Here is a 20,937-nt window from a genome sequence, read left to right as displayed (position 1 = left end):
GGGTTCGAAAAAGTATACTTGGTTGACAAGCACAAGCTCAATACATATATTTGTTTTACAAGTAGTCAGGCAGCAAAACGCAGGGCGCCGCGGGGGGCCATGCGGCTTCAAAGCCTCGGGCCATGCCAGGGGCGGAATACCCCCAGAAACGATGCGCGGCCACGCGCACACCGAGGAGACGAATTCCATGCATGCAGCCCCTGCGCGAGGCCGGTCCGCCTTGGCCGTTCTTTGCACCGCCGCCCTGGCGGCGGCCGCCTTCCTGTCGCCGGCCGCGCCGGCGCGGGCAGACTACCCCGAACGAGACGTCAAGATCATCGTGCCCTTCCCGGCCGGCGGCACCACCGACATCGCGGCCCGCATCGTCGCCGCCGAACTCGGCAAGACCTGGAACAAGGCCGTGGTGGTGGACAACAAGGCAGGCGCAGGCGGCAACGTCGGCACGGCCGAGGCCGCGCGGGCCGCGCCGGACGGCTACACGCTGCTGATGGGCACCGTCAGCACGCACGCGATCAACCAGTCGGTCTATGCCAAGCTGCCCTATGACCCGGTCAAGGACTTTGTGCCGGTGACGCTGGTGATCCCCGTGCCCAACATCCTGGAGCTCAACCCTGCGTTTGCCGACAAGCACGGCATCCGCACGGTGGCCGACCTGATCAAGTACCTCAAGGCCAACCCGGGCAGCGTCAACATGGCGTCCACCGGCAATGGCACTTCCACGCACCTGTCGGGAGAGCTGTTCCAGAACATGACGGGCACGCGCATGACCCACGTGCCCTACAAGGGCAGCAGCCCCGCGCTGACCGACGTGATGGCCGGTTCCGCCGACCTGATCTTCGACAACCTGCCGTCCTCCATGGGGTTCCTCAAGAGCGCCAAGCTGCGCCCGCTGGCCGTCACGACTGCCCAGCGCTCGCCCGCCCTGCCCGACGTCCCCACCATGGCGGAGGCCGGCGTGCAAGGCTATGAGGCGTCCAGCTGGTTCGGCCTGCTGGCGCCGGCCGGCACGCCGCAGGCTGTGGTCGACAAGATCCAGCGCGACGTGGCCGCCGCCCTCAAGCTGGAATCCGTGCGCGCGCAGCTGCAGGCGCAGGGCGCCACCCCATCCGGCAACACCCCGGCCCAGTTCAAACAGTTCATGGCGCAGGAATCCGTCAAGTGGGCGGAGGTCGTGAAGAAATCCGGCGCCAAGGTCGACTGACCTCAAGCCGATCCGGGCCCGTCCGCAACGCGTGGGCGGCGGGCTCTTCATCAGCACGCGAACCAGGAGACACCATGAACAAACTGATGAGCGCCGCGGCCGTCGCAGCCGCCGTCGCCGCAGGCGCCGTGCTGCCCGGGATGCCCGCGGCGCAGGCTGCCGGCTATCCCGACAAACCCGTGACGATGATCGTGCCCTTCGTGCCGGGCGGCTCCTCCGACATCACCGCGCGCTCGGTCACGCCGGGGCTGACGAAAATCCTGGGGCAGACCTTCGTGGTCGAGAACAAGCCCGGCGCCAACAGCGCCATCGGCGCGCAGGCGCTGGCCCGCTCCACGCCCGACGGCTACACCATGATGGTCGGCTCCATCGGCACCTTCGCCATCAACGAGGCGCTCTACAAAAACCTGTCGTACAACCCCAGCAAGGACTTCGAGTACCTGACGCAAGCCGTGCGCAATCCCAACGTGCTGGTGGCCGCGCCCGCGTTTCCGGCCAGCACCGTCGCCGAGCTGATCGAATACGCGAAGAAAAATCCGGGCAAGGTGTCCTATGCCTCGTCGGGCACGGGTTCTTCGGACCATCTGTCCGCCGTGCTGTTCCGCCAGCGCACCCAGAGCACGGGCGTGGACGTGCCCTACCGCGGCGGCGGCGCGGCCATCGCCGACCTGATCGGCGGGCAGGTCAACGTATCGTTCCAGAACCTGGGCGCGGTCCAGACCCACATCAAGGCCGGCAAGCTCAAGGCGCTGGCCATCACCGGCGACGCGCGCGCCGCCGACCTGCCGGACGTCCCCACGCTGGCCGAAGCCGGCATCAAGGACATGGTGGTGTACTCCTGGCAAGGCTTTGCCGTGCCCAAGGGCACGCCCGCGCCCGTCGTCCAGCAACTGTCCAAGGCCTTGCAGACCGCGCTGCGCGATCCCCAGACCGAAAAGACCCTGCAGGGCCTGGGCTTCGAGGTCGTGGCCAACACGCCGCAGCAGTTCACGGCGTTCCAGCAGGCCGAGGTCAAGCGCTGGAAGGACGTCATCCAGAAAGCCAACATCCAGCTCGAGTAAGGCCGCGATCAGGACGCGGGATGCCCCTGGCGGGCATCCTGTCAGCCTGCATCAAGGCCGGATCAAGTAGCATCAACGTTTTGCCACCCACCTGTACGACAACATGACCACCAAGCATCGCATCATCCAGGTCGGCTCGCTGGCCGGTTCCCCCTACGCCAACAAGACGCTCGCCGATCGCTACGACGTCGTCGAACTATGGAAGTACCCGGACCGCAAGGCGGCGCTGGCCGAGCATGGCAAGGGCGTCACCGCCGTCGTCACGTCCGCCACCTATGGCGCCAACGCCGAACTCATCAACGCCCTGCCCGACCTGAAGGCCATCTGCAGCTGGGGCGTGGGCTACGAGACCATCGACGTGCAGGCCGCCAAGCAGCGCGGCGTGCAGGTCAGCAACACGCCTGACGTGCTGACCGATTGCGTCGCCGATCTGGCATGGGGCCTATTGATCGCCGGCGCGCGCCACATGGGCCAGGGCGAGCGCTTCGTGCGCGCAGGCCAGTGGGGCCAGGTGCACGGCGGCATTCCGCTAGGCCAGCGCGTCAGCGGCAAGAAGCTGGGCATCGTCGGCCTGGGCCGCATCGGCGAAGCCATCGCCCGCCGCGGCATGGGCTTCGACATGGACGTGCGCTATCACAACCGCCGCAAGCGCGATGACGTGGAATACGGCTACGAGGCCTCGCTCACCGACCTGGCCAAGTGGGCGGACTTCCTCATCGTGGCCACCGTCGGCGGACCCAGCACGCGCCATCTGGTCAACCGCGAAGTGCTGGAAGCGCTGGGCCCCACGGGCATCATCGTCAACATCGCGCGCGGCCCCGTCATCGACGAGACCGCGCTGGTCGCCGCACTGGAAGCCGGCAAGCTGGGCTGCGCCGCGCTCGACGTGTTCGAACACGAGCCCAAGGTACCCGAAGCGCTGCTCAAGACCGATCGCGCGGTGCTGCTGCCGCACATCGGCAGCGCCACGCTGGAAACCCGCTTGGCCATGGAGAACCTGATGCTGGAAAACCTGCAGGCGTTCTTCGAGACCGGCCGCGTAATCACCCCGGCGGAATAAGCCCGCTCTGCGCTGCGGCCCTGGCCGCGGCGCGCCCATGAAAAAGCCTCTCGGCGCCCATACCGAGAGGCTTTCGACTTTCCGGCCCCCGCGGGAATCGGAAGTCGTTTGCGCAAAGGAACTACCAGGCCGCAAGGCCCTCAGTGCTTACTTCGCTGGTGCCGCAGCGCCGGAATGATCCGTCTTCGCGGCCCCGCCCGATTTGGCCGCCGCCGGCTTGGCGGAGGTCTTCTCGGATTTGTGATGCTTATGCTGCGCCTGGGTCTTGGTTTCACCCGTCTTGGACGTGGCATCGGCGCCCGCCGCAAACGCCGAAGGCGCGGCAGCAAGACCGAGGCACAAGGCCGAGGTGGATAGGAACGCAGCAATACGGGAGTGAGTCGTCATTTCATGAACTCCTGAATGTAAAAGGACCGAGGTCCTTTATTCGACACGGGGCGGCAACATCGCCGCTTTACCCGTTCCCGTTTGAACCGGGCCCATCCAGAAGGTTCAGCGCGGAACCAGAAAATTTCGGTCGCTAACGCTTCGAAATATTGTGCGGGCGGTTCAGCTCTCGAATGCCAGCAAGGCCACGGTGGCGAACAGCATCAATGCGAAGCAGGCTCTCAGCTTGCGTTCAGGCAGACGGTACGCGAGCTTCACGCCCACCGGCACGAACAGCAGGCTGCCTATCGCCAGCGGCGCGCCAACCAGCCAATCGGCCTGTCCCGCCCAGGAGTAGGTGATCAACGCGATGAAAGAGCCCGGAATCACCATGCTCAGCGCCAGCGCTTGCGCGGTGGTCTGCGGCAACCTGAACACGGACGTGATGATGGGCACGGCCAGCACCGCGCCGCCCACGCCGAAGAAGCCGCCCAGCGTGCCGCACAGGATGCCCAGCACGCTGGCGCGGCGCGGCGTGAAGACGGGCGGCGCACCCTTGGCCGCCGGCTTGCGCGCCGCAGCGGGACGCGATGCGCGCCAGGTCTGCCACACGTAGAACAGCGCAATGAAGAAAAGGAAAACGGCGAAGCTGCGGCGCAGGATGCCGGAATCTATGCCTAGCGCCAGTTGCGCGCCGACCCAGGTGAACACCACGGCCCCGGCCGCGCCCGCCAGCGCCACGCGCTTGTCGATGCGGGTCTGCTGGTTGTACTTGCGCACCGCCATCATGATGGTGGGCAGGACCATGATGAGCGCCGTGCCCTGCGCCAACTGCTGCGACATGCCCATCAACAGCACCAGCGCGGGAATCGCGATCAGGCCGCCCCCGATGCCCAGCACGCCGCCCATGAAACCGATCAGGCCGCCCGCGGCCAGGCACGCGGCGATAACTAACAGACTCACTTCTTGCTCCAGCAGGCCCGGCCGGTTGCAGGCCGGGCAATCAGAATACCGATATGAAACCGCCGCCGACCGCCGCTGTGGGCGTCAGCGCAACTTGTCCAGCGCGGCGTCCAGCCGGTCCACCGCCCAGATCTCCAGCCCTTCGATGGGCTGGCGCGGCGCGTTGGCCTTGGGGATCAGCGCGATCGAAAAGCCCAGCTTGGCCGCTTCGCGCAAGCGTTCCTGTCCGCGCGGCGCGGGCCGGATCTCACCCGCCAGGCCGACTTCGCCGAAAGCGATCAGGCCGCGCGGCAGCGGCTTGTCGCGCAGCGAGGACATGATGGCCAGCAGCACCGGCAGGTCGGCCGCGGGTTCCGTGATGCGCACGCCGCCCACCGCGTTGACGAACACGTCCTGGTCAAAGGTGGAAACGCCGGCATGCCGGTGCAGCACCGCCAACAGCATCGCCAGGCGGTTGCCTTCCAGGCCGACTGTGAGCCGGCGCGGGTTGGGCGCGTGCGAACTATCCACCAGCGCCTGGATCTCCACCAATAGCGGACGCGTGCCTTCCTGCGTGGCCATCACGCAGGATCCCGCGACCTGCTGTTCATGCTGCGACAGGAACAGCGCGGAGGGATTGGCCACGCCGCGCAGCCCGCGGTCCGTCATGGCGAAGACGCCCAGTTCATTGACCGCGCCGAAACGGTTCTTGAAGGCGCGCACCAGGCGGAACGAGGAGTGCGTGTCGCCCTCGAAATACAGCACGGTGTCCACGATGTGCTCCAGCACCCGCGGCCCGGCCAGCGCGCCGTCCTTGGTGACATGGCCGATCATGACGATGGCGATGCCCGTCTGCTTGGCCAGGCGCGTGAGCTGGGCCGCGCATTCGCGCACCTGCGACACCGACCCCGGCGCCGCGGTCAGTTCGCCGCTGTACAGGGTCTGGATCGAGTCGATCACCGCCACGGTGGGCTTCTGCTCCGACACCGCCGCCTGGATCGACTCCAGCCGGATCTCGGCCAGCAGATTGACGTTGCCCGTCTGCAGGCCCAGGCGGCGCGCGCGCAGGGCGACCTGTTCGGCGGATTCCTCGCCCGTCACGTACAGCACGTTGGTGACTTCGGACAGCGAAGCCAGCGCCTGCAGCAGCAAGGTGGACTTGCCTATGCCGGGGTCGCCGCCGATCAGCACCACGGCGCCGGCCACCAGGCCGCCGCCCAGCACGCGGTCGAACTCTTCCAGCCCGGTAGGCTGGCGCGGGGTTTCGCGGGCTTCGATTTCAGACAGGCTGCGCACCGGGCTGGCGGCCGCCAGCGGCGCATAGCGGTGGGAGGCGGCGGCCGGCGCCGACGACTCCACGGTTTCTTCCAGCGTGTTCCAGGCGTTGCAATGCGGGCATTTGCCCTGCCACTTCGGGGTGGTGCCGCCGCAATCGGAGCACACGTATACGGTTCGGGATTTGGCCATGCGCGAAAGTGTACCGGCAAGCCAGGGGGGCATGCGCGCGCAAACGCGCGCTTTTGTCCTTGCGCGCCCCATGCTGGTGCTGCTATCTGTCATTCTGCTTTCAAAAACAGGGACGCGCTGAAGTTACATGATGCAAACTCAAGAAATTCTCTGGCGGATTTCTCCAAATCGCGCATAATCATCAGGTGCAGCGCATTGACGAACCGCCCGGCCCAGGGCGGCATACCTGCAGCCAGACGCCCCCAGGGGCGCGGCGGCGGGAATCGCGGCGCAATCACCCGCGGCTTTCCAGGAAGCCGCCTAAACCGGAACAGGACCCGAGCTACGACGAGACCGCCGGACCACCGGCGCGGCGTGCGCAGAGGTCAGACGCGGATGCGCCTTGCCACCAGGCGCATGCGCGAGGAGTACGCGCATGAGCATTACCTACCGCCCCCCTTTCGACGAAGACGATGAACGGGATCTGCGCGCCTTGTATCGCAGGCACGGTCCCGGCGCCAATCCCGAATTGGACGCGGCGGTGCGCCGCCGTTGGCATCCCGGCCATAGCTGGCACCCCGCCTGGGGCGCTGCTGCTTGCGCGGCCATGGTCTTCGGCCTGTTCGCCTGGACCGAGATGCGCGAAGCCCAGGACTTTGCCGAGCAGAACACGCCTGTCATCGCCCCCCACGAAATAGGGACAAGCTCGGAACGCGCGCCCGCGCTGCTGTCCACGCCGGCGCAAGCGCCCGCCGAACAGGCCGCGCCCGTCACCGAACGCGTGGCCGCGCCGCCGCAGGAAGCGGCGCCGCAAGCCGCTCCTGCCCAGGAAGCCGCCCCCGTCCAGGAAGCCGCGCCTGCGGAACAGCCGGCCGCCGAACCCGTCGCACCGGAAACGCCCGCCCTCAGCGACCAGGACATCGAAGCCCGCGTGACCCACATCCGGGCGCTGGTGCGCGAGGAACAACAGGAAGAGGCCGTGCAGGCGCTGCGCGAATTGCAGCAGGCCGCGCCCGACCTGACCCTGCCCGACGACCTGCAGGAACTGGCCCAGCAGAATCCCGCCTGACCGCCGCCTCCCATCGGCGCCGCGCCCGGCGCGGACCGATGGGCGTGCGCGTCCGATTTCGCTGCGGCGCGGCTCGGCTTCTTGCTAACATAGCCGCCATGAGTCCGAGCTTCCACCACCGCAATCTCCCCCATCTGCTGCTCTACGCGCGTGAAACGCTGATGGCGCACTTCCGCCCCATCCTGCACGCGGCGGGCGTCACCGAACAACAATGGCGGGTGCTGCGCACGCTGAGCGAAGTGGGCTCCATGGAACCCAACCAGATCGCCCGCACCTGCCAGATCCTCAGCCCCAGCCTCACGCGCATGCTGGCGGGCATGCAGGAACAGGGCCTGATCAAACGCACGCGCTCCAGCGCCGATCAGCGGCGCCAGGAAATTTCGCTGACGCCCAAGAGCAACAAGCTGATCGACCGCATGCGTCCGCAAGTGGACGCGAAGTACCAGGAAATCGAGGCCCGGATCGGCAAGGAATTGCTCGACCGCCTGTATCGCGACGTCGACACCATGGTCGACCTGATCAAGCGCGAGCCCGCCGACGCGCGCGCCTCCGAAGACGAATGATCAGGCCGGCACCGGGAAGATCGCGTTGATCTGTCCCGTGCCGGAACTGGCGAAGTAGTCGGTCACGATCTCCACCGGCTGGTCATAGCCGTCCCAGCCCAAGAGGCCCAGCAGCATCGCGGTATCGTGCATGCCGCCCTCGCCCACGCACAGGTCGGCGTATTCGGGCAGCATGGCGCAGAAGGTCTTCCAGTCGCCTTGGCGCCACAACTCCACCACGCGCAAGTCCACCTGCCGGAAAAACTCGCGGCTGATCTGGTGCATGGCGGCCTCGGGGCTGCCGTTGTCGTTGAAGCGGTGCGACAGCGAACCGCTGGCCAGCACCGCCACGCGGCTGTCGCTGGCCTCGATGGCCTGGCGCAGCGCCGCGCCGAAGCGGCGGCTCTCGTCCAGCGAATGCCAGGCGCACCAGGCGGCCACCGACACCACGTTGAAGCGCCCGTCGCCATTCATGTAGCGCATCGGCACCAAGGTGCCGTACTCCAGTTCCAGGCTGTCGATTTCATGCGCACGCGTGCCCACGCCCGCGGCATTGGCGCATTCGGCAATGCGCCGTCCCAGTTGCGGATTGCCGCGGTAGGCGTAGTCCATGTCCTTGATGAAATGCGGCAGCTCGTTGCTGGTGTAGCGGCCCTTGAAGCCGCTGTTGCAGTTCACGTGATAGCCGCCATTGACCAGCCAGTGCACGTCCAGCACCACGATGCTGTCCACGTCCAGGTCGCGGCAACGCTGGCCGATGATGCGGTGTCCCTGGATCGCGGCCTCCCTGCAGCCCTGGTGCTTGCCAGGCAGTTCCGAAAGATACATGGACGGCACATGCGTTACCTTGGCCGCCAGCGCGAGCTTGCCCATGGTGCTAGTCTCCTCGTTCTTGTGGTCAGGGCCGGATTCAAACGCCCCATCTGGGGATGTGGTGGCTGCCCATGGACACGCACACGTTCTTGATCTCGGCAAAGACCTCGTAACTGTATTCGCCGCCTTCGCGTCCCGTGCCCGATTCCTTGGTGCCGCCGAAGGGCTGGCGCAGGTCGCGCACGTTCTGGCTGTTGATGAACACCATGCCGGCTTCGATGCCGCGGGCCAGGCGGTGCGCCCGGCCGATGTCGCGGGTCCAGATGTAGGAGGCCAGGCCATACTTCACGTCGTTGGCCAGCGCCAGGCCCTCGGCCTCGTCCTTGAACGGCAGCAGGCAGGCGACCGGTCCGAAGATCTCTTCCTGCGCGCAGCGCATGCGGTTGTCGACGTCGGCCAGCACCGTGGGGCTGACGAAATTGCCGCCCGCCAGATGGGCCGGCAAGCCTGCGGGCCGGTCCGCGCCGCCCGCGAGTATGCGCGCGCCTTCCTGCTCGGCCAGGCGGATATAGCCCGTGACCTTTTCCCAGTGCTGGCGCGTGATCATCGCGCCCACATGGGTATGGTCATCGGTGGGGTCGCCCACGGCCAGGCGCTGCGTGCGTTCGGCAAACCTGCGCACGAAATCGTCGTAGATGGATTGCTGGATGAAGATGCGCGAACCCGCGGTGCAGCGTTCGCCATTGAGCGAAAAAATGGTGAACAACGCCGCGTCCAGCGCACGCTCCACGTCCGCGTCGTCGAAGATCAGCACCGGCGACTTGCCGCCCAGTTCCATCGAGTATTTCTTGACGCCGCCGGCGCTGGCCAGGATCTTCTTGCCCGTCACGGTACCGCCCGTGAAGGAAATCGCGCGCACGCCGGGGTGGCGCACCAGCGCGTCGCCGGCGGTGGCGCCATAGCCCTGCACCACGTTCAGCACGCCGGCCGGAATGCCGGCTTCCAGCGCCAGCATGCCCAGCTGGTCCGCCGTCAGCGGCGAAAGCTCGGACATCTTCAGCACCGCGGTGTTGCCCAGCGCCAGGCACGGCGCGGTCTTCCAGGTGGCGGTCATGAACGGCACGTTCCAGGGCGACACCAGCGCGCACACGCCCACCGGCTGGTACAGCGTGTAGTTCAGCATCTGGTCGTCCACCGGGTAGGTGTGGCCGTTCATGCGCGTGCAGACCTCGGCGAAGAAATTGAAGTTTTCCGAGGCGCGCGGGATCAGCTGCTTGCGGGTCTGCGAGATCGGCAGCCCGGTGTCGCGGGTTTCCAGTTCGGCCAGCTGAGGCACGTTCTGGTCTATCAGTTCGCCCAGCCGGCGCATCAGGCGGGCGCGTTCCTTGGCGGGCGTGTTGGCCCATTTGGGAAAGGCCTCGGCCGCGGCCGCAACTGCCGCGTCGACTTCGGCCTGCCCGCCCGCGGCGACCTCGGCGATGGCCTCGCCCGTGGCGGGGTTGCTGGTGATGAAGCGGTCGCTGCTGTCGACCTGCTTGCCATTGATCCAGTGCTTGATGCTCACGCGCGGCTCCTCGTCCCGTCTGCGCCTGATGGTGCGGCGCCAATTTAATTAACAGGTTAACGTTATGCTTGCCTGACCGGGCTGTCAACGTCGGGAAACCCCCAGGCGGAACGGATCCCGACAGCCCTCTGGCCGATTGTTGTCACCGCGGTTTTTCATTAAACTAGTTAACATGATAATTACATCATGCGGAGCAAGGCCATGCCCCATATCTGGATCGAATACTCAGGCAATCTGGCCCTGGACACGCAGGCGCTGATGCGGACCGTGCAGGATGCCGCCGTGGGCGACGGCAGCCTGTTCCCGCTGGCCGGCGCGCGCACCCGCGCGCTGCGCGTGGATGATTGCCTGATCGTCGACGGCCATCCCGACAATGCCTTCGTCCACGTGGTGCTGCGCATCGGCCACGGCCGCAATGCCGAACAGAAAGCCGCCCTGGGCGAACGGGTGTTCCAGGCGCTGACCGCCGCACTCGCGCCGCAGATGGCGGCGCGCCCGCTCGGCATCTCGATGCAGATCGAGGAAGCCGACCCGGTGCTGAACTACAAGCTCAACAACTACCGCGAGCACCTGGCCGCGCGCGCGGCCGCGGCCGCGGCGCCGTGGCCGCGGACCGTGGTGGGCGCGGCGCTGAATACGCGCCAGGCGCTGGCCGCGCTGGGCGACGCCGTGGACGCGCCCCCTTACAAAGCCGCGCCGAATGCGCCCGTGCTCTACATCAAGCCGGCCAATACCTACGCCCGCAACGGCGACGTCATCGCCCTGCCCGCCGACGTGGACGAGGTCGAAGTGGGCGCCTGCCTGGGCGTGGTGTTCGCCCGCCGCGCGACCCGCGTGAGCGAAGCCGAGGCGCTGGACTATGTGGCGGGGTACCGCGTGGTGGCGGACCTGTCCGTGCCGCACGCCAGCTACTTCCGCCCCGCGCTCAAGCAGAAATGCCGCGACGGCTTCTGTCCCATCGGCCAGGATCTCGCCCCCGTGGCGGCGGTCGGCGACCCGGACGCGCTGGACATCGAAGTACGCATCGACGGCCAGGTGGCGCAGCGCGCCAGCACCGCCGACCTGATCCGTCCCGTGGCGCGGCTGATCGCCGACGTGACCCAGTTCATGACGCTGGAAGCAGGCGACATCCTGCTGGCCGGCACGCCCCACGGCGCGCCGCGCGCACGCGCCGGGCAGCGTTACGACATCAGCATTTCCCGGGTCGGCACGCTGGGCAATGCGCTGGCCGCCGCCCGATAAGCACAGGAGCCCGCCATGAAACATGCCCGCATCTCCCTGGACGGCGTCATCCATGCCGCCACCGAAGCCGGCCCCGGCCAGGTCCGCCTGGCCGACGGACGCGTGTATGCCGAAGACGCGGTGCAATGGCTGCCGCCCTTCGAGCCGCGCACCACCTTCACGCTGGCCATCAACTACGCCGACCACGCCAAGGAACTGGCGTTCAAGGCGCCGGACGAGCCGCTGGGCTTTCTCAAGGCTGCCAACACCTTCGTGGGCCACCGCGCCCAGACTTTCCGCCCCGCCGACGTCGCCTTCATGCATTACGAATGCGAACTGGCGGTGGTGATAGGCAAGACCGCCAGCAAGGTCCGCCGCGCCCAGGCCTATGACTGCGTGGCCGGCTACACCGTGGCCAACGACTATGCGCTGCGCGACTACCTGGAAAACTGGTATCGCCCCAATCTGCGCGTCAAGAGCCGCGACACCTGCACGCCGCTCGGCCCCTGGCTGGTGGACCGCGACGACGTGCCCGACCCCATGAACCTGAACCTGCGCACCACCGTCAACGGCGTGGAGACGCAGCGCGGCAATACCCGCGACATGGTGTTCGACGTACCCGCGCTGATCGAGTACTTCAGCAGCTTCATGACGCTCTCGCCCGGCGACCTGATCCTGACCGGCACGCCCGACGGCATCGTCAACGTGCAGCCCGGCGACGAAGTCGTGACCGAGATCGAAGGCGTGGGACGGCTGGTCAACACGCTCGTCCCCTTCCCCCATTGACTCCACTCCAACCCAATTACACCTGGAACTCCGATGCTAGATAAAGATACCGTGCGCGCCATCGCCGCGCGCCTGCACGAAGCCGAACGCACCCGCCAGCAGATCCGCCAGATTTCGCTCGAGTACCCCGACATCACCATTGCCGACGCCTATGCCATCCAGCGCGCCTGGATGGACATCAAGCTGGCCGAAGGCCGCATCAAGCGCGGCCACAAGATCGGCCTGACTTCGCGCGCCATGCAGCAGGCCTCGCAGATCGACGAGCCCGACTTCGGCATGCTGCTGGACGACATGTTCTTCAATGACGGCGCGGACATACCCGCGGGCCGCTTCATCCTGCCGCGGCTGGAAGTCGAACTGGCCTTCGTGCTGGGCAAACGCCTGCAAGGCCCCAACGTCACGCTGTTCCAGGTCTATGACGCGGTCGACTACGTGATCCCGGCGCTGGAGATCATCGACGCGCGCTCGCACAGCATCGACCCCGACAGCAAGCGCCCGCGCAAGGTGTTCGACACCATCGCCGACAACGCCGCCAATGCCGGCGTGGTGATGGGCGGACGCCCGGTGAAGATCGGCGAGCTGGACCTGCGCTGGATCGGCGCCATCCTGTCGCGCAACGCCGTCATCGAAGAAACCGGCGTGGCCGCGGGCGTCTTGAACCATCCGGCCAATGGCGTAGTATGGCTGGCGAACAAGCTGGCCGCCCACGACGTGGCGCTGGAAGCGGGAGAGATCATCCTGTCGGGCTCCTTCACCCGGCCGGTGCTGGCCCGCCCTGGCGATACCTTCAACGTCGATTACGGCGTGCTGGGTTCCGTCAACTGCCACTTCATCTGACCACGCCACCATCCATGGACATACTGACCAACACCTTCAAGCAGGCCCTGCGCAGCGGCAAACCCCAGATCGGCCTGTGGGCGGGCCTGGCCAGCGCCTACTCCACCGAGATCATCGCTGGCGCCGGTTTCGACTGGCTGCTGATCGACGGCGAACACGCGCCCAACACCTTGCAGACCACGCTGCAGCAGCTGCAATCGATGGCCGCCTATCCGGTCGCCCCGGTGGTACGGCCGGCCTGGAACGACGCGGTGCAGATCAAGCAGATCCTGGACACCGGCGCGCAGACGCTGCTGGTACCCATGGTGCAATCCGCCGAAGAGGCTGCCGCCGCCGTGGCCGCGGTACGCTATCCGCCGCAAGGCGTGCGCGGCGTGGGCAGCGCGCTGGCCCGCTCGTCGCGCTGGAACCGCATCCCTGACTACCTGCGCCGCGCCAACGACGAGATGTGCGTGCTGGTGCAGATCGAAACCCCGCGCGGCGTGGACGCGCTGGAAGAGATTCTCGCGGTGGACGGCGTCGACGGCGCCTTCATCGGCCCGGCCGACCTGTCGGCCAGCATGGGCTACCTGGGCCAGCCGGAGCATCCGGAAGTGGTCAAGGCGATCGACGACGCGATCCTGCGCATCGTGCGCAGCGGCAAGGCGGCCGGCATCCTGCACAGCGGCGTGGACCGCGCCAAGCACTATCTGTCGCTGGGCGCCACCTTCGTGGCGGTGGGCGTGGACGCCACCTTGCTGGCGCGCGCGGCCGAACAGCTGGCGGGCCAATTCAAGAGCGCGGCCGCGCCCGTGGCGGCCAAGGGTCCCTACTGACCCGCAGGCCGGGACGCGCCGTCCCGGCCCGCCAGAAACTCACGCACGGCGGTGTTGAACAATCGCGGGCGCTCCAGGTGCGCGGCATGCCCGCAGTCCGGCAGCACGCACAGGCTGCCGTGCGTCAAGGCCGCGCGCAAGGCCAGCGCCGATGGCAGCGGATGGCTGCGTTCGTGTTCGCCCGATATGACCAGCACCGGCGCGCGCACCGCCGCCAGCGCCTGCGTGTAGTCCGCGCCCGCCACCGCCGCAATCATCGACGCCGCGCCGGCCGCGCTCATGGACATGCCGTCTTGCAGGCAGGCCGCGTAGGCCGGCGCCTGCTCCCCCTGCTGGAACCAGGCGCCCAGCACGCGCCTTGCGGTGGCCCGCGGGCCGTCCGCGCGCAGGCGCGCCAAGGTCTGGTCCATGGGCTCGAAGCGCGCGGCGGCATCGACCCTCAAGCCCGCGCCATACAGCACGGCACGGCCCACGCGCCCCGGAACCGCGCACAGCAACTGCTGCGCGACGAAGCCGCTGAAAGAATGGCCCAACACGTCGAAGCTGCCTATACCCAGCTCGTCCGCCAGCGCGACGACCGCGTCCGCATAGGCCGGCAATCCCTGCAAGGGAGCCGCTTGCGCGCCGCGCCCGAAGCCCGGCCAATCCACGGCGATCACGTCATGCTCATCGGCCAGCACACCCGCCAGGCCGTACCAGATCGCGGACGATGAACAAAAGCCATGCAGCAGGAACAGCGGGCGGCCTGAACCGCGGCGCGTGTACTCCATGTCCAGCTCCTCAGTTCTCCAGCACCACGCCGGATTCGCGCACCACCGCCTGCCATTGCGGCGCTTCTCTGCGCCACTCGGAGGCGAACGACGCAGGCGTGTCCTGCCCCGGCACGAAGCCCCCCGCCAGGAAGGCCTGGCGGACCTCCGGCAAGGCCAGCACCTCATGCAGGACGCCGGCAAAGCGCGCCACCCGCTCTGGCGGCGTGCCCTTGGGCGCGGCAAAGCCCCACCAGTTGCCCTGCACCACGTCCGGCATGCCAGCCTCGCCCGCGGTAGGCACGTCGGGCAGGCCGGCGAAGCGCTCGGATGCCGCCACCGCCAGGGCCCGCACCTTGCCTTGCGGCACGTAGGCCGCGGCAATGCTGTAGCCGCCGATGTACATCTGGATCTCGTTGGCCAGCAAGGCCTGCACTCCCGGCGAGGAACCGCGGTAGGCAATGTGCGTCATGCCCGCGCCCATCGCATGCGACAGGCGGTAGCCGGAAAGATGCGGCGTGGTGCCCATGCCCGGCGATCCGTAGTTCAGCTTGCCGGCCTGCGCGCGCGCATACTGCGCAAACTGCGCGTAGTCCTGCGCCGGCACTTGCGCGCTGACGTAGACGAAGGCCGGCACGTCCGCCAACTTGCCCACCGGCTCCAGGTCGGCCAGCGGATCGAAGCCCAGCTTGCGGTACAGGAACTGATTGATGACGAAGTTATTGGTGGCGCCCAGCACCAGCGTGTAGCCGTCGGGCTTGGCGCGCGCCACCTCCAGCGCGCCGATGTTGCCGCCGGCGCCAGTCTTGTAATCGACGATGAGAGGCTGGCCCAGACGCTTTTCCAGCAGGGGCTGGATCTGGCGCATGGCCACGTCGCCCGCCGCGCCCGGCGCGTACGGCAGGACGATACGGATGGGGTGATCGGGATACTGCGCCCGGGCGGCCAGCGGCGATGCCGCCAGGCCCAAGGCAAGCAAAACGGATACGGCGCAAGTCCGGTACGTCATGGTGTTCTCCCTGGCTGGCGGGCCACGCCCGCGCACGCGCCGGCCCGGGGGCCGGCAGGTATTCCCCGCGGATGCTACAGGTCGATGCGCATCAGGTCGTGCGCCAGCCGCAGCGGGCCCGAGTAGTTCTTGCGGATGTCGGCCACGATCTCGTCCATCAGGTGCGGTCCCATCAGTTCCACCGGCAGATGCTTGGCCGCGGCGCGCTTGATCACCGGGCTGGTCGAATCGAAATGGCCGAAGTGCGTCGCCACCAGGCTCTTGACGCCGGCGCGGCTGGCGATGATGCCCAGGTCCGTGGGGCTGGTGTGCGCATAGGTGCCCACCCCTGTCTTGGCGCGATGCGCGATGAACGATTCGGGAAAGGTGCACTCATGAATCAGCAGGTCTGCGTCCTGCGCCAGCCGCACCATGGCTTCACAGGGCGCCGTGTCGCCGCTGAACGCGATGACCTTGCCTTCGGCCTCCACCCGCACGCCGAAGCATTCGCAGACGTCGCGCGGAATGTGCTCCACCCAGTCGACCGAAATGCGCACCCTGCCATCGTCGAACACCGGGCCAGGGCTGACTTCCCGCACCTCGGGGCGCATGGCTTCCAGATTGGCCTGGCGCACCGGATAGGCGCTGCGCGCCTGGTAGTCGGTGTGGTAGGCGCCGTTCTCGAACAGATGGTCGACGAAATGGCGCGTGCCCTTCGGCCCCAGCACCAGCGGCGCGCCGGTCTTGTTCAGCATCCAGCTGGAAATGACGAAATAGGGATAGTCGCAGATGTGGTCATGGTGCAGGTGCGTCAGGAACACGAAGCCCACCTTCGCAGGATCCACGTTGGCGCGCACCATCTGCCGCGTGGCGCCCTCGCCGCAGTCAAACAGGTAATGGGTATCGTCATCCAGGGTCAGCAGGATGGCAGACTGGCCCCGGTCGGGATCAGGCAGCGCGGCTCCGGTTCCCAGCATCGTGATCTTCATGTTTTCCCCTTTTGCACAGGTCGTTGAACTGCGATCCAGTATAGGGATGGGGTGCATACAATCTAATCAATTATTAGAATGCTGTGATAACCAACAGGAATTCCACAAAATGCCAGCCACGCCCCGCATTCCAGAGCTGCACCACATCGGCGGGCGCCTGCGCATGCGCCACCTGGACCTGCTGCGCGCGCTATACGCGCTGGGCAGCGTGCACAAGGCCGCGGCCGAGCTCGGCATGACGCAGCCCGCGGCCAGCAAGCAGCTGCTGGAACTGGAAGACATGTTCGGCGTGCCGCTGTTCCAGCGCACGCGCCGCGGCATCGTGCCCACGGGATTTGGCCATGCGCTGGCGCGCAAGGCCGATGTGCTCTGGTCCGACCTGTCCGGCGCGCGCAACGAGATCGCGGCGCTGGCGGCCGGCGCCAGCGGCCGCATCCGCGTTGGCGTGCAGCAGGTGGCCCTGCCCGTGCTGGTGCCGCGCGCCTTGCAGCGCCTGCGCGCCGACCATGCCGGCGTCACCGTCATGCTGCAGGAAGGCGCGCACGATGCGCTGCTGGCCGGCCTGGCGCGCGGCGAACTCGATTGCGTGCTGGGCCGCCTGATGCTGGACGCCACGCAACCCGTGTTCCGTACCGAGGTCCTGTACGAAGAACCCATCTGCGTGGTGGCGCGCGTCGGCCATCCGCTGGCCAAGTCCACCCGCATCACCGCCGCCGCGCTGGCGCGGCAGGACTGGATCCTGCCGCCGCCCCAGGCGCCGCTGCGTCAGCGCATCGACTCCTACTTCGCCGAACAGGGACTGACGCTGCGCGCGCCCATGGCCGAATCGGTATCGCTGCTGGCCAACGAGGTGCTGTTGCGCAGCAGCGACCTGCTTTCGGCCATGCCGCGCGCGGTGGCGCAGCACTACGCCGCGCTGGGCGTGCTGGCCATCCTGAGATTCCGCCCCGACTGGAACCTGCCGCCGGTAGGCGTGGTGCAGCGGGCGCAGGTGGAAGCAGCGCCGGCGCTGCAGCGCTTTCTGGACGCGCTGCGGGTGGAAGCCGGCGCGCTGGGCGCGTAGCGCCCCCTTTCCGGTCTCAAGCGTATTGCGCGAGACCGTGTCCGAAAGACCAGTTCTCTTTCGCCACCTCCACCAGGTTCACGAACACGTCCTCGGGCCGCAGGCCAGGGTCATCGCCCAAGCGCTGCGCGATCCGCTGGAACAGTGCCTTCTTCTGTTCCAGGCTGCGCGTGTTGTTCGCCGTGATCTGGATGTACACGAGGTCGTCGCTGCGCGCCACATCCATGTAGGTCGGGCTGTAGCGGAAGTTCGACGCCTCATGCTCGGTCATGGTCATGAATTGGTCGTCTTCGGGAACATTGAACGTTTCGCGCATCGCCAGATAGATATTGTCGAAGATGGCCTGGCGATAGGCTTGCGGCTTGCCAGCGCGCAATGAGACATGGACTAGCGGCATGGTGGTTCTCCGTGGTTGTGCCATGCCATGTTAGCCATTCTGATAAGCTATGGCTCTATATTTCAATGATAAGCATCTGAAATGATTGAACGCCCACTGGACGTCGCTGCCGTAAGGGCTTTTGTCCGCATTGCCGAGCTGGGCAGCTTCACGCGCGCCGCCGAAGTCCTGCAGATGACGCAAGCGGCCATCAGCCTGAAACTCAAGCGGCTCGAGGACCGGCTTGGTTTCCGCCTGATCGAACGCACGCCGCGGTACGTGGAGCTTTCGGCGCGGGGCGCCGCCTTTCTTGGACAGGCGCGCGAACTCCTGGCGGCGCACGACCGCGCGCTATCCGCGGCCGCCGAGGGCAGGCAGCGCCTTGCCGTCGGCATCAGCGAACACGTGGCGGGACCGGAACTGCCGGCGCTGATCGCACGCATGAACGCGGCGGATCCCCAGTTGCTGATCGAGATCCGGATTGCCTCGTCCGGCGACCTGCTCCAGAGCTACGACCGGCGCGAACTCGATACGGTGATCGTGCGCCTGCATGCGGGACGCGACGACGGCCAGGTCCTGACCAAGGAAAAATTCGGTTGGTTCGCGGCGCCCGACTGGCAGCACCGGGCGGGCGAACCGCTACCCCTGGCCACCATGGCGCAACCTTGCGGCGTGCGCGCCATCGCCGAACAACTGCTCGACGAATCCGGCATACCGTGGGCGGAAGTCTTTGTGGGCGGCGGCGTGATGGCGGTCGCGTCCGCCGTGATGGCGGGACTCGGCGTTGCGGCGTTGTCTCCGCGCATGCTGCCCTTCGGCGCGGTCGACGCGGGCCCCAGGCTGGGACTGCCTGCCCTGCCGCAACTACCAGTCCTATTGCACACCAGGATCAGGGATGGCCGCGCGCGCGAGGCGCTGACGGCCCTGGGCGCGGCGTTCCGCAGCGCAGTGAAAGGCTGAAAACAAGGTTTGAAACTTCAGGAACGGCCACCCAGGCTGCCGCCGCCGTCCACCCCCAACACCTGCCCGGTAATGAAGCCGGCGTCGTCCGACAGCAGGAAGGCGATCGCGGCCGCCACTTCGGCGGGCGTGCCCAAACGCTTCATGGGCACCGAGGCCAGTGCGCGCTTTTCGGCGTCGCTGCCGGCCGGCCGCGTGGCGCGGAACATTTCGGTTTCGATCGGGCCGGGGGCCACCGCATTGGCGGTGACGCCGTATTCGGCCAGTTCCAGCGCCCAGGTGCGCGTGCAGCCCACCAGCGCGCTCTTGGCGGCCGAATAGGCGGTGCGCTCCAGGCCGCCATGGATGGCGCGGCTGACCACGTTGACGATGCGCCCGGCGCGGCGCACCTTCATGGATTCGATGAAGGCCTGGGTGACTTGCACCGCCACGCGCACGTTCAGGTCGAGCACGTTGTACAGCGTGGCCAGGTCGATCTCGCCCAGCGGCTGGGGCGAGACGATGCCCACGTTGTTGACCACGGCATCGACCGGGAATTTCTCGCGGATCTCGCGCAGCACCTCTTCGGTGCGGCCGGCGTCCGCCAGGTCACAGGCATAGAGGTAGCCCGGGAAATCCACGTCGGTGGTATTGCGCGCGATGCCCACCACATGACATCCCATGTCGGACAGCCGCTGAGTAAGCGCCCAGCCTATGCCTTTGGTGGCGCCCGTGACGAGCACGCATTTGTCCTTCATGGGTTGAAACCTCGCTTCTGTTTTCTTGGTAAAAAACGGGCGCTTGGGCGCCCGGTCTTCCAAGTAGACACCATCCGGCGTCACCTGTCTTGTAAATTGCGTAGCAATTCTTGCCTGCCGGACAGCCTGCCCGGCAGCCAGGAGCCGGCGCGTTTCAGACGTCCCGGGTGACCGGAACGCGTGGCGCCAGGGCGCACAGCAGCTCGTAGCCGATGGTGCCGGCGGCCAGGGCCACCTCGTCCACGGACGGGCCTTCCTCGCCCCAGAGCGACACGGGCGAGCCGACGCCGGCGGCGGGGACAGGCCCCAGATCGACGATCAGCATGTCCATGGAAACACGGCCCACCAATTGGGTGCGGATGCCGGCCACCACCACCGGCGTGCCGGTGGTCGCGTGGCGCGGATAGCCGTCGGCATAACCGCAGGCCACGATGCCGATGCGCATGGAGCGTTCGGCGCGGAAGATGGCGCCATAGCCGACCGAATCGCCGGCCTTCAGATCCTGCACGGCAATGATTTCCGACCGCAGCGACATGGCCGGTTTCAGACCGAAGGAAGAGGCTTCGGCGTCCGCGAACGGCGACGCGCCGTACAGGCAAATGCCCGGGCGCACCCAGTGCGCCTGGTTTTCCGAAGCGACCGCGATCTCGGCGAAGCGCAGCGTGGCAGCCGAATTGCAGACGCTGATGGCGCCCGGCATCTTATGCGTCACCGAATTGAACACCGCCAGTTGCTCGTTCACGCCCTGGGGGCCGTCGGCGCAGGCGAAATGGGTCATCTTGCCCACCGAGCCCAGCACGCCCTGCTGCTGCAACAGCATGGCGCGCTCATGCGCCGCGGCGTAGGCTGCGGGGCTGAAGCCCAGGCGGTTCATGCCGCTGTTCAGCTTGAGCATGATGTCGACGCGGCGCGAGAAGCGCGCGCGGGCCAGCATGTCCAGCTGCTCCCGGCTGTGCACCGTGGTGCTCAGGTGGTAGCGGTCGACGATGTCCAGGTCGGAGGGTTCGAAAAAGCCTTCCAGCAGCAGGATGGGGCCGCCCCAGCCCGCCTCGCGGCAGCGCACGGCTTCGTCCAGGTCCAGCATCGCCAAACCTTGCGCCTTGGAAAAGCCGGCCACGGCCTGCTCGATGCCGTGCCCATAGGCATTGGCCTTGATCACTGCCCAGATGGAAGGCGGCAGGCCGGAAGCGGCGGCCGCCGTCTGGTCCAGGTGGCGGCGCACGGCCGCAAGATTGTGCGCAAGCGCGGAAACGGAGACGGTGGCGGATATGGGACGCGGCATGGTGTGGGATCCTGTGGCGCTTAAGTCTAACTGATCCGCGTCCCGCACGGCGTCGCGCCATGCCGCCTGG

22 protein-coding genes are annotated in these 20,937 nt (G+C 67.3%); 11 read left to right on the top strand and 11 right to left on the bottom strand.

Going from position 1 to position 20,937, the window contains the following annotated elements; genetic code table 11:
- The first annotated feature begins 187 nt into the window (after positions 1–187).
- From IAG39_RS12260 to IAG39_RS12250, 3 genes are all read left to right on the top strand, one after another.
- On the top strand, positions 188–1,201 hold the full coding sequence (locus IAG39_RS12260; RefSeq protein WP_059379979.1) for a Bug family tripartite tricarboxylate transporter substrate binding protein: 1,014 nt from the start codon (positions 188–190) through the stop codon (positions 1,199–1,201).
- A 74-nt stretch (positions 1,202–1,275) separates the two neighbouring features.
- Positions 1,276–2,262: a Bug family tripartite tricarboxylate transporter substrate binding protein gene (locus IAG39_RS12255; RefSeq protein WP_059379900.1), complete on the top strand. Its 987-nt coding sequence runs from the start codon at positions 1,276–1,278 to the stop codon at positions 2,260–2,262.
- A gap of 103 nt (positions 2,263–2,365) precedes the next feature.
- Positions 2,366–3,322, top strand: coding sequence for a 2-hydroxyacid dehydrogenase (locus IAG39_RS12250; RefSeq protein WP_059379901.1), 957 nt, complete (start codon positions 2,366–2,368; stop codon positions 3,320–3,322).
- A 147-nt stretch (positions 3,323–3,469) separates the two neighbouring features.
- Here the strand turns inward: IAG39_RS12250 and IAG39_RS12245 are convergent, their stop codons facing one another.
- The 3 genes from IAG39_RS12245 to radA form a co-directional block, all read right to left on the bottom strand.
- Positions 3,470–3,709 carry a hypothetical protein gene (locus tag IAG39_RS12245; protein ID WP_118932814.1) on the bottom strand — a complete coding sequence of 80 codons (240 nt, stop codon included), beginning with the start codon at positions 3,707–3,709 and terminating at the stop codon, positions 3,470–3,472.
- Between the two features lie 162 nt (positions 3,710–3,871).
- Positions 3,872–4,651 (bottom strand): sulfite exporter TauE/SafE family protein, encoded by a 780-nt coding sequence (locus IAG39_RS12240; protein WP_059379902.1) that lies wholly within the window; start codon positions 4,649–4,651, stop codon positions 3,872–3,874.
- Between the two features lie 84 nt (positions 4,652–4,735).
- Positions 4,736–6,097 carry a DNA repair protein RadA gene (radA, locus tag IAG39_RS12235; RefSeq protein WP_059379903.1) on the bottom strand — a complete coding sequence of 454 codons (1,362 nt, stop codon included), beginning with the start codon at positions 6,095–6,097 and terminating at the stop codon, positions 4,736–4,738.
- A 415-nt stretch (positions 6,098–6,512) separates the two neighbouring features.
- On the opposite strand from radA, the gene IAG39_RS12230 reads away from it, so the two are divergent.
- On the top strand, positions 6,513–7,145 hold the full coding sequence (locus tag IAG39_RS12230; RefSeq protein WP_118932813.1) for a hypothetical protein: 633 nt from the start codon (positions 6,513–6,515) through the stop codon (positions 7,143–7,145).
- 98 nt (positions 7,146–7,243) lie between these two features.
- Positions 7,244–7,708: a homoprotocatechuate degradation operon regulator HpaR gene (gene hpaR / locus IAG39_RS12225; protein ID WP_118932812.1), complete on the top strand. Its 465-nt coding sequence runs from the start codon at positions 7,244–7,246 to the stop codon at positions 7,706–7,708.
- Here hpaR and hpaD read toward each other — a convergent pair whose 3' ends face one another.
- On the bottom strand, positions 7,709–8,560 hold the full coding sequence (gene hpaD / locus IAG39_RS12220) for a 3,4-dihydroxyphenylacetate 2,3-dioxygenase (RefSeq protein WP_059379906.1): 852 nt from the start codon (positions 8,558–8,560) through the stop codon (positions 7,709–7,711).
- A gap of 37 nt (positions 8,561–8,597) precedes the next feature.
- Positions 8,598–10,064, bottom strand: coding sequence for a 5-carboxymethyl-2-hydroxymuconate semialdehyde dehydrogenase (gene hpaE / locus IAG39_RS12215; protein ID WP_118932811.1), 1,467 nt, complete (start codon positions 10,062–10,064; stop codon positions 8,598–8,600).
- Positions 10,065–10,265: 201 nt separating this feature from the next.
- Here hpaE and IAG39_RS12210 point away from each other — a divergent pair, with 201 nt between their 5' ends.
- Genes IAG39_RS12210 through hpaI form a run of 4 tightly spaced genes read left to right on the top strand, consistent with a single transcriptional unit; the run spans position 10,266 to position 13,723 of the window.
- Positions 10,266–11,306, top strand: a complete 1,041-nt coding sequence (locus IAG39_RS12210; RefSeq protein ID WP_187774102.1) for a fumarylacetoacetate hydrolase family protein — start codon at positions 10,266–10,268, stop codon at positions 11,304–11,306.
- 15 nt (positions 11,307–11,321) lie between these two features.
- Positions 11,322–12,071: a fumarylacetoacetate hydrolase family protein gene (locus IAG39_RS12205; protein ID WP_118934905.1), complete on the top strand. Its 750-nt coding sequence runs from the start codon at positions 11,322–11,324 to the stop codon at positions 12,069–12,071.
- A 33-nt stretch (positions 12,072–12,104) separates the two neighbouring features.
- Complete coding sequence (hpaH, locus tag IAG39_RS12200; protein ID WP_059379909.1) at positions 12,105–12,908, top strand: 2-oxo-hept-4-ene-1,7-dioate hydratase; 804 nt, start codon at positions 12,105–12,107, stop codon at positions 12,906–12,908.
- Positions 12,909–12,922: 14 nt separating this feature from the next.
- Positions 12,923–13,723 (top strand): 4-hydroxy-2-oxoheptanedioate aldolase, encoded by an 801-nt coding sequence (hpaI, locus tag IAG39_RS12195; RefSeq protein WP_059379910.1) that lies wholly within the window; start codon positions 12,923–12,925, stop codon positions 13,721–13,723.
- On the opposite strand, the gene IAG39_RS12190 is transcribed toward hpaI, so the two are convergent.
- The 3 genes from IAG39_RS12190 to IAG39_RS12180 form a co-directional block, all read right to left on the bottom strand.
- Positions 13,717–14,493, bottom strand: coding sequence for an alpha/beta fold hydrolase (locus IAG39_RS12190; protein WP_118934907.1), 777 nt, complete (start codon positions 14,491–14,493; stop codon positions 13,717–13,719). The two genes, hpaI and IAG39_RS12190, sit on opposite strands and share 7 nt — an antisense overlap.
- 10 nt (positions 14,494–14,503) lie before the next feature.
- Entirely contained in the window at positions 14,504–15,481 is a 978-nt protein-coding gene (locus IAG39_RS12185) for a Bug family tripartite tricarboxylate transporter substrate binding protein (RefSeq protein ID WP_118934909.1), read from the bottom strand.
- Positions 15,482–15,555: 74 nt separating this feature from the next.
- The gene (locus tag IAG39_RS12180; protein WP_013394808.1) at positions 15,556–16,449 is read right to left on the bottom strand and encodes an MBL fold metallo-hydrolase; all 894 of its coding nucleotides are present in this window, start codon (positions 16,447–16,449) and stop codon (positions 15,556–15,558) included.
- A 109-nt stretch (positions 16,450–16,558) separates the two neighbouring features.
- Between IAG39_RS12180 and IAG39_RS12175 the strand changes: the two genes are divergently transcribed.
- Positions 16,559–17,512, top strand: a complete 954-nt coding sequence (locus IAG39_RS12175; protein ID WP_054452434.1) for a LysR substrate-binding domain-containing protein — start codon at positions 16,559–16,561, stop codon at positions 17,510–17,512.
- A gap of 16 nt (positions 17,513–17,528) precedes the next feature.
- On the opposite strand, the gene IAG39_RS12170 is transcribed toward IAG39_RS12175, so the two are convergent.
- Complete coding sequence (locus IAG39_RS12170) at positions 17,529–17,909, bottom strand: tautomerase family protein (RefSeq protein ID WP_118934911.1); 381 nt, start codon at positions 17,907–17,909, stop codon at positions 17,529–17,531.
- 81 nt (positions 17,910–17,990) lie between these two features.
- On the opposite strand from IAG39_RS12170, the gene IAG39_RS12165 reads away from it, so the two are divergent.
- Positions 17,991–18,848: a LysR substrate-binding domain-containing protein gene (locus tag IAG39_RS12165; RefSeq protein WP_118934913.1), complete on the top strand. Its 858-nt coding sequence runs from the start codon at positions 17,991–17,993 to the stop codon at positions 18,846–18,848.
- Between the two features lie 17 nt (positions 18,849–18,865).
- Here the strand turns inward: IAG39_RS12165 and IAG39_RS12160 are convergent, their stop codons facing one another.
- Positions 18,866–19,585, bottom strand: a complete 720-nt coding sequence (locus IAG39_RS12160; RefSeq protein ID WP_042794220.1) for an SDR family oxidoreductase — start codon at positions 19,583–19,585, stop codon at positions 18,866–18,868.
- Between the two features lie 154 nt (positions 19,586–19,739).
- Positions 19,740–20,867, bottom strand: coding sequence for an alanine racemase (gene alr, locus IAG39_RS12155; RefSeq protein ID WP_118934915.1), 1,128 nt, complete (start codon positions 20,865–20,867; stop codon positions 19,740–19,742).
- Positions 20,868–20,937: the final 70 nt, after the last annotated feature.

The sequence above is a fragment of the Achromobacter xylosoxidans genome (genome assembly GCF_014490035.1).
Lineage (GTDB): Bacteria > Pseudomonadota > Gammaproteobacteria > Burkholderiales > Burkholderiaceae_B > Achromobacter > Achromobacter bronchisepticus_A.
Note: the sequence above shows the minus strand (reverse complement) of the source record. Positions and strands in the feature narration are given on the sequence as shown.

Bases quoted from the DNA above. Each gene is read 5' to 3' on its own strand.
- hpaR (WP_118932812.1), top strand. From the start codon at position 7,244: ATGAGTCCGAGCTTCCACCACCGCAATCTCCCCCATCTGCTGCTCTAC.
- IAG39_RS12160 (WP_042794220.1), bottom strand. From the start codon at position 19,585: ATGAAGGACAAATGCGTGCTCGTCACGGGCGCCACCAAAGGCATAGGC.
- IAG39_RS12205 (WP_118934905.1), top strand. From the start codon at position 11,322: ATGAAACATGCCCGCATCTCCCTGGACGGCGTCATCCATGCCGCCACC.
- hpaD (WP_059379906.1), bottom strand. From the start codon at position 8,560: ATGGGCAAGCTCGCGCTGGCGGCCAAGGTAACGCATGTGCCGTCCATG.
- IAG39_RS12185 (WP_118934909.1), bottom strand. From the start codon at position 15,481: ATGACGTACCGGACTTGCGCCGTATCCGTTTTGCTTGCCTTGGGCCTG.
- IAG39_RS12180 (WP_013394808.1), bottom strand. From the start codon at position 16,449: ATGAAGATCACGATGCTGGGAACCGGAGCCGCGCTGCCTGATCCCGAC.
- IAG39_RS12165 (WP_118934913.1), top strand. From the start codon at position 17,991: ATGATTGAACGCCCACTGGACGTCGCTGCCGTAAGGGCTTTTGTCCGC.
- hpaH (WP_059379909.1), top strand. From the start codon at position 12,105: ATGCTAGATAAAGATACCGTGCGCGCCATCGCCGCGCGCCTGCACGAA.
- IAG39_RS12260 (WP_059379979.1), top strand. From the start codon at position 188: ATGCATGCAGCCCCTGCGCGAGGCCGGTCCGCCTTGGCCGTTCTTTGC.
- alr (WP_118934915.1), bottom strand. From the start codon at position 20,867: ATGCCGCGTCCCATATCCGCCACCGTCTCCGTTTCCGCGCTTGCGCAC.
- IAG39_RS12170 (WP_118934911.1), bottom strand. From the start codon at position 17,909: ATGCCGCTAGTCCATGTCTCATTGCGCGCTGGCAAGCCGCAAGCCTAT.
- radA (WP_059379903.1), bottom strand. From the start codon at position 6,097: ATGGCCAAATCCCGAACCGTATACGTGTGCTCCGATTGCGGCGGCACC.
- IAG39_RS12175 (WP_054452434.1), top strand. From the start codon at position 16,559: ATGCCAGCCACGCCCCGCATTCCAGAGCTGCACCACATCGGCGGGCGC.
- IAG39_RS12245 (WP_118932814.1), bottom strand. From the start codon at position 3,709: ATGACGACTCACTCCCGTATTGCTGCGTTCCTATCCACCTCGGCCTTG.
- IAG39_RS12210 (WP_187774102.1), top strand. From the start codon at position 10,266: ATGCCCCATATCTGGATCGAATACTCAGGCAATCTGGCCCTGGACACG.
- IAG39_RS12230 (WP_118932813.1), top strand. From the start codon at position 6,513: ATGAGCATTACCTACCGCCCCCCTTTCGACGAAGACGATGAACGGGAT.
- hpaI (WP_059379910.1), top strand. From the start codon at position 12,923: ATGGACATACTGACCAACACCTTCAAGCAGGCCCTGCGCAGCGGCAAA.
- IAG39_RS12190 (WP_118934907.1), bottom strand. From the start codon at position 14,493: ATGGAGTACACGCGCCGCGGTTCAGGCCGCCCGCTGTTCCTGCTGCAT.
- IAG39_RS12250 (WP_059379901.1), top strand. From the start codon at position 2,366: ATGACCACCAAGCATCGCATCATCCAGGTCGGCTCGCTGGCCGGTTCC.
- IAG39_RS12255 (WP_059379900.1), top strand. From the start codon at position 1,276: ATGAACAAACTGATGAGCGCCGCGGCCGTCGCAGCCGCCGTCGCCGCA.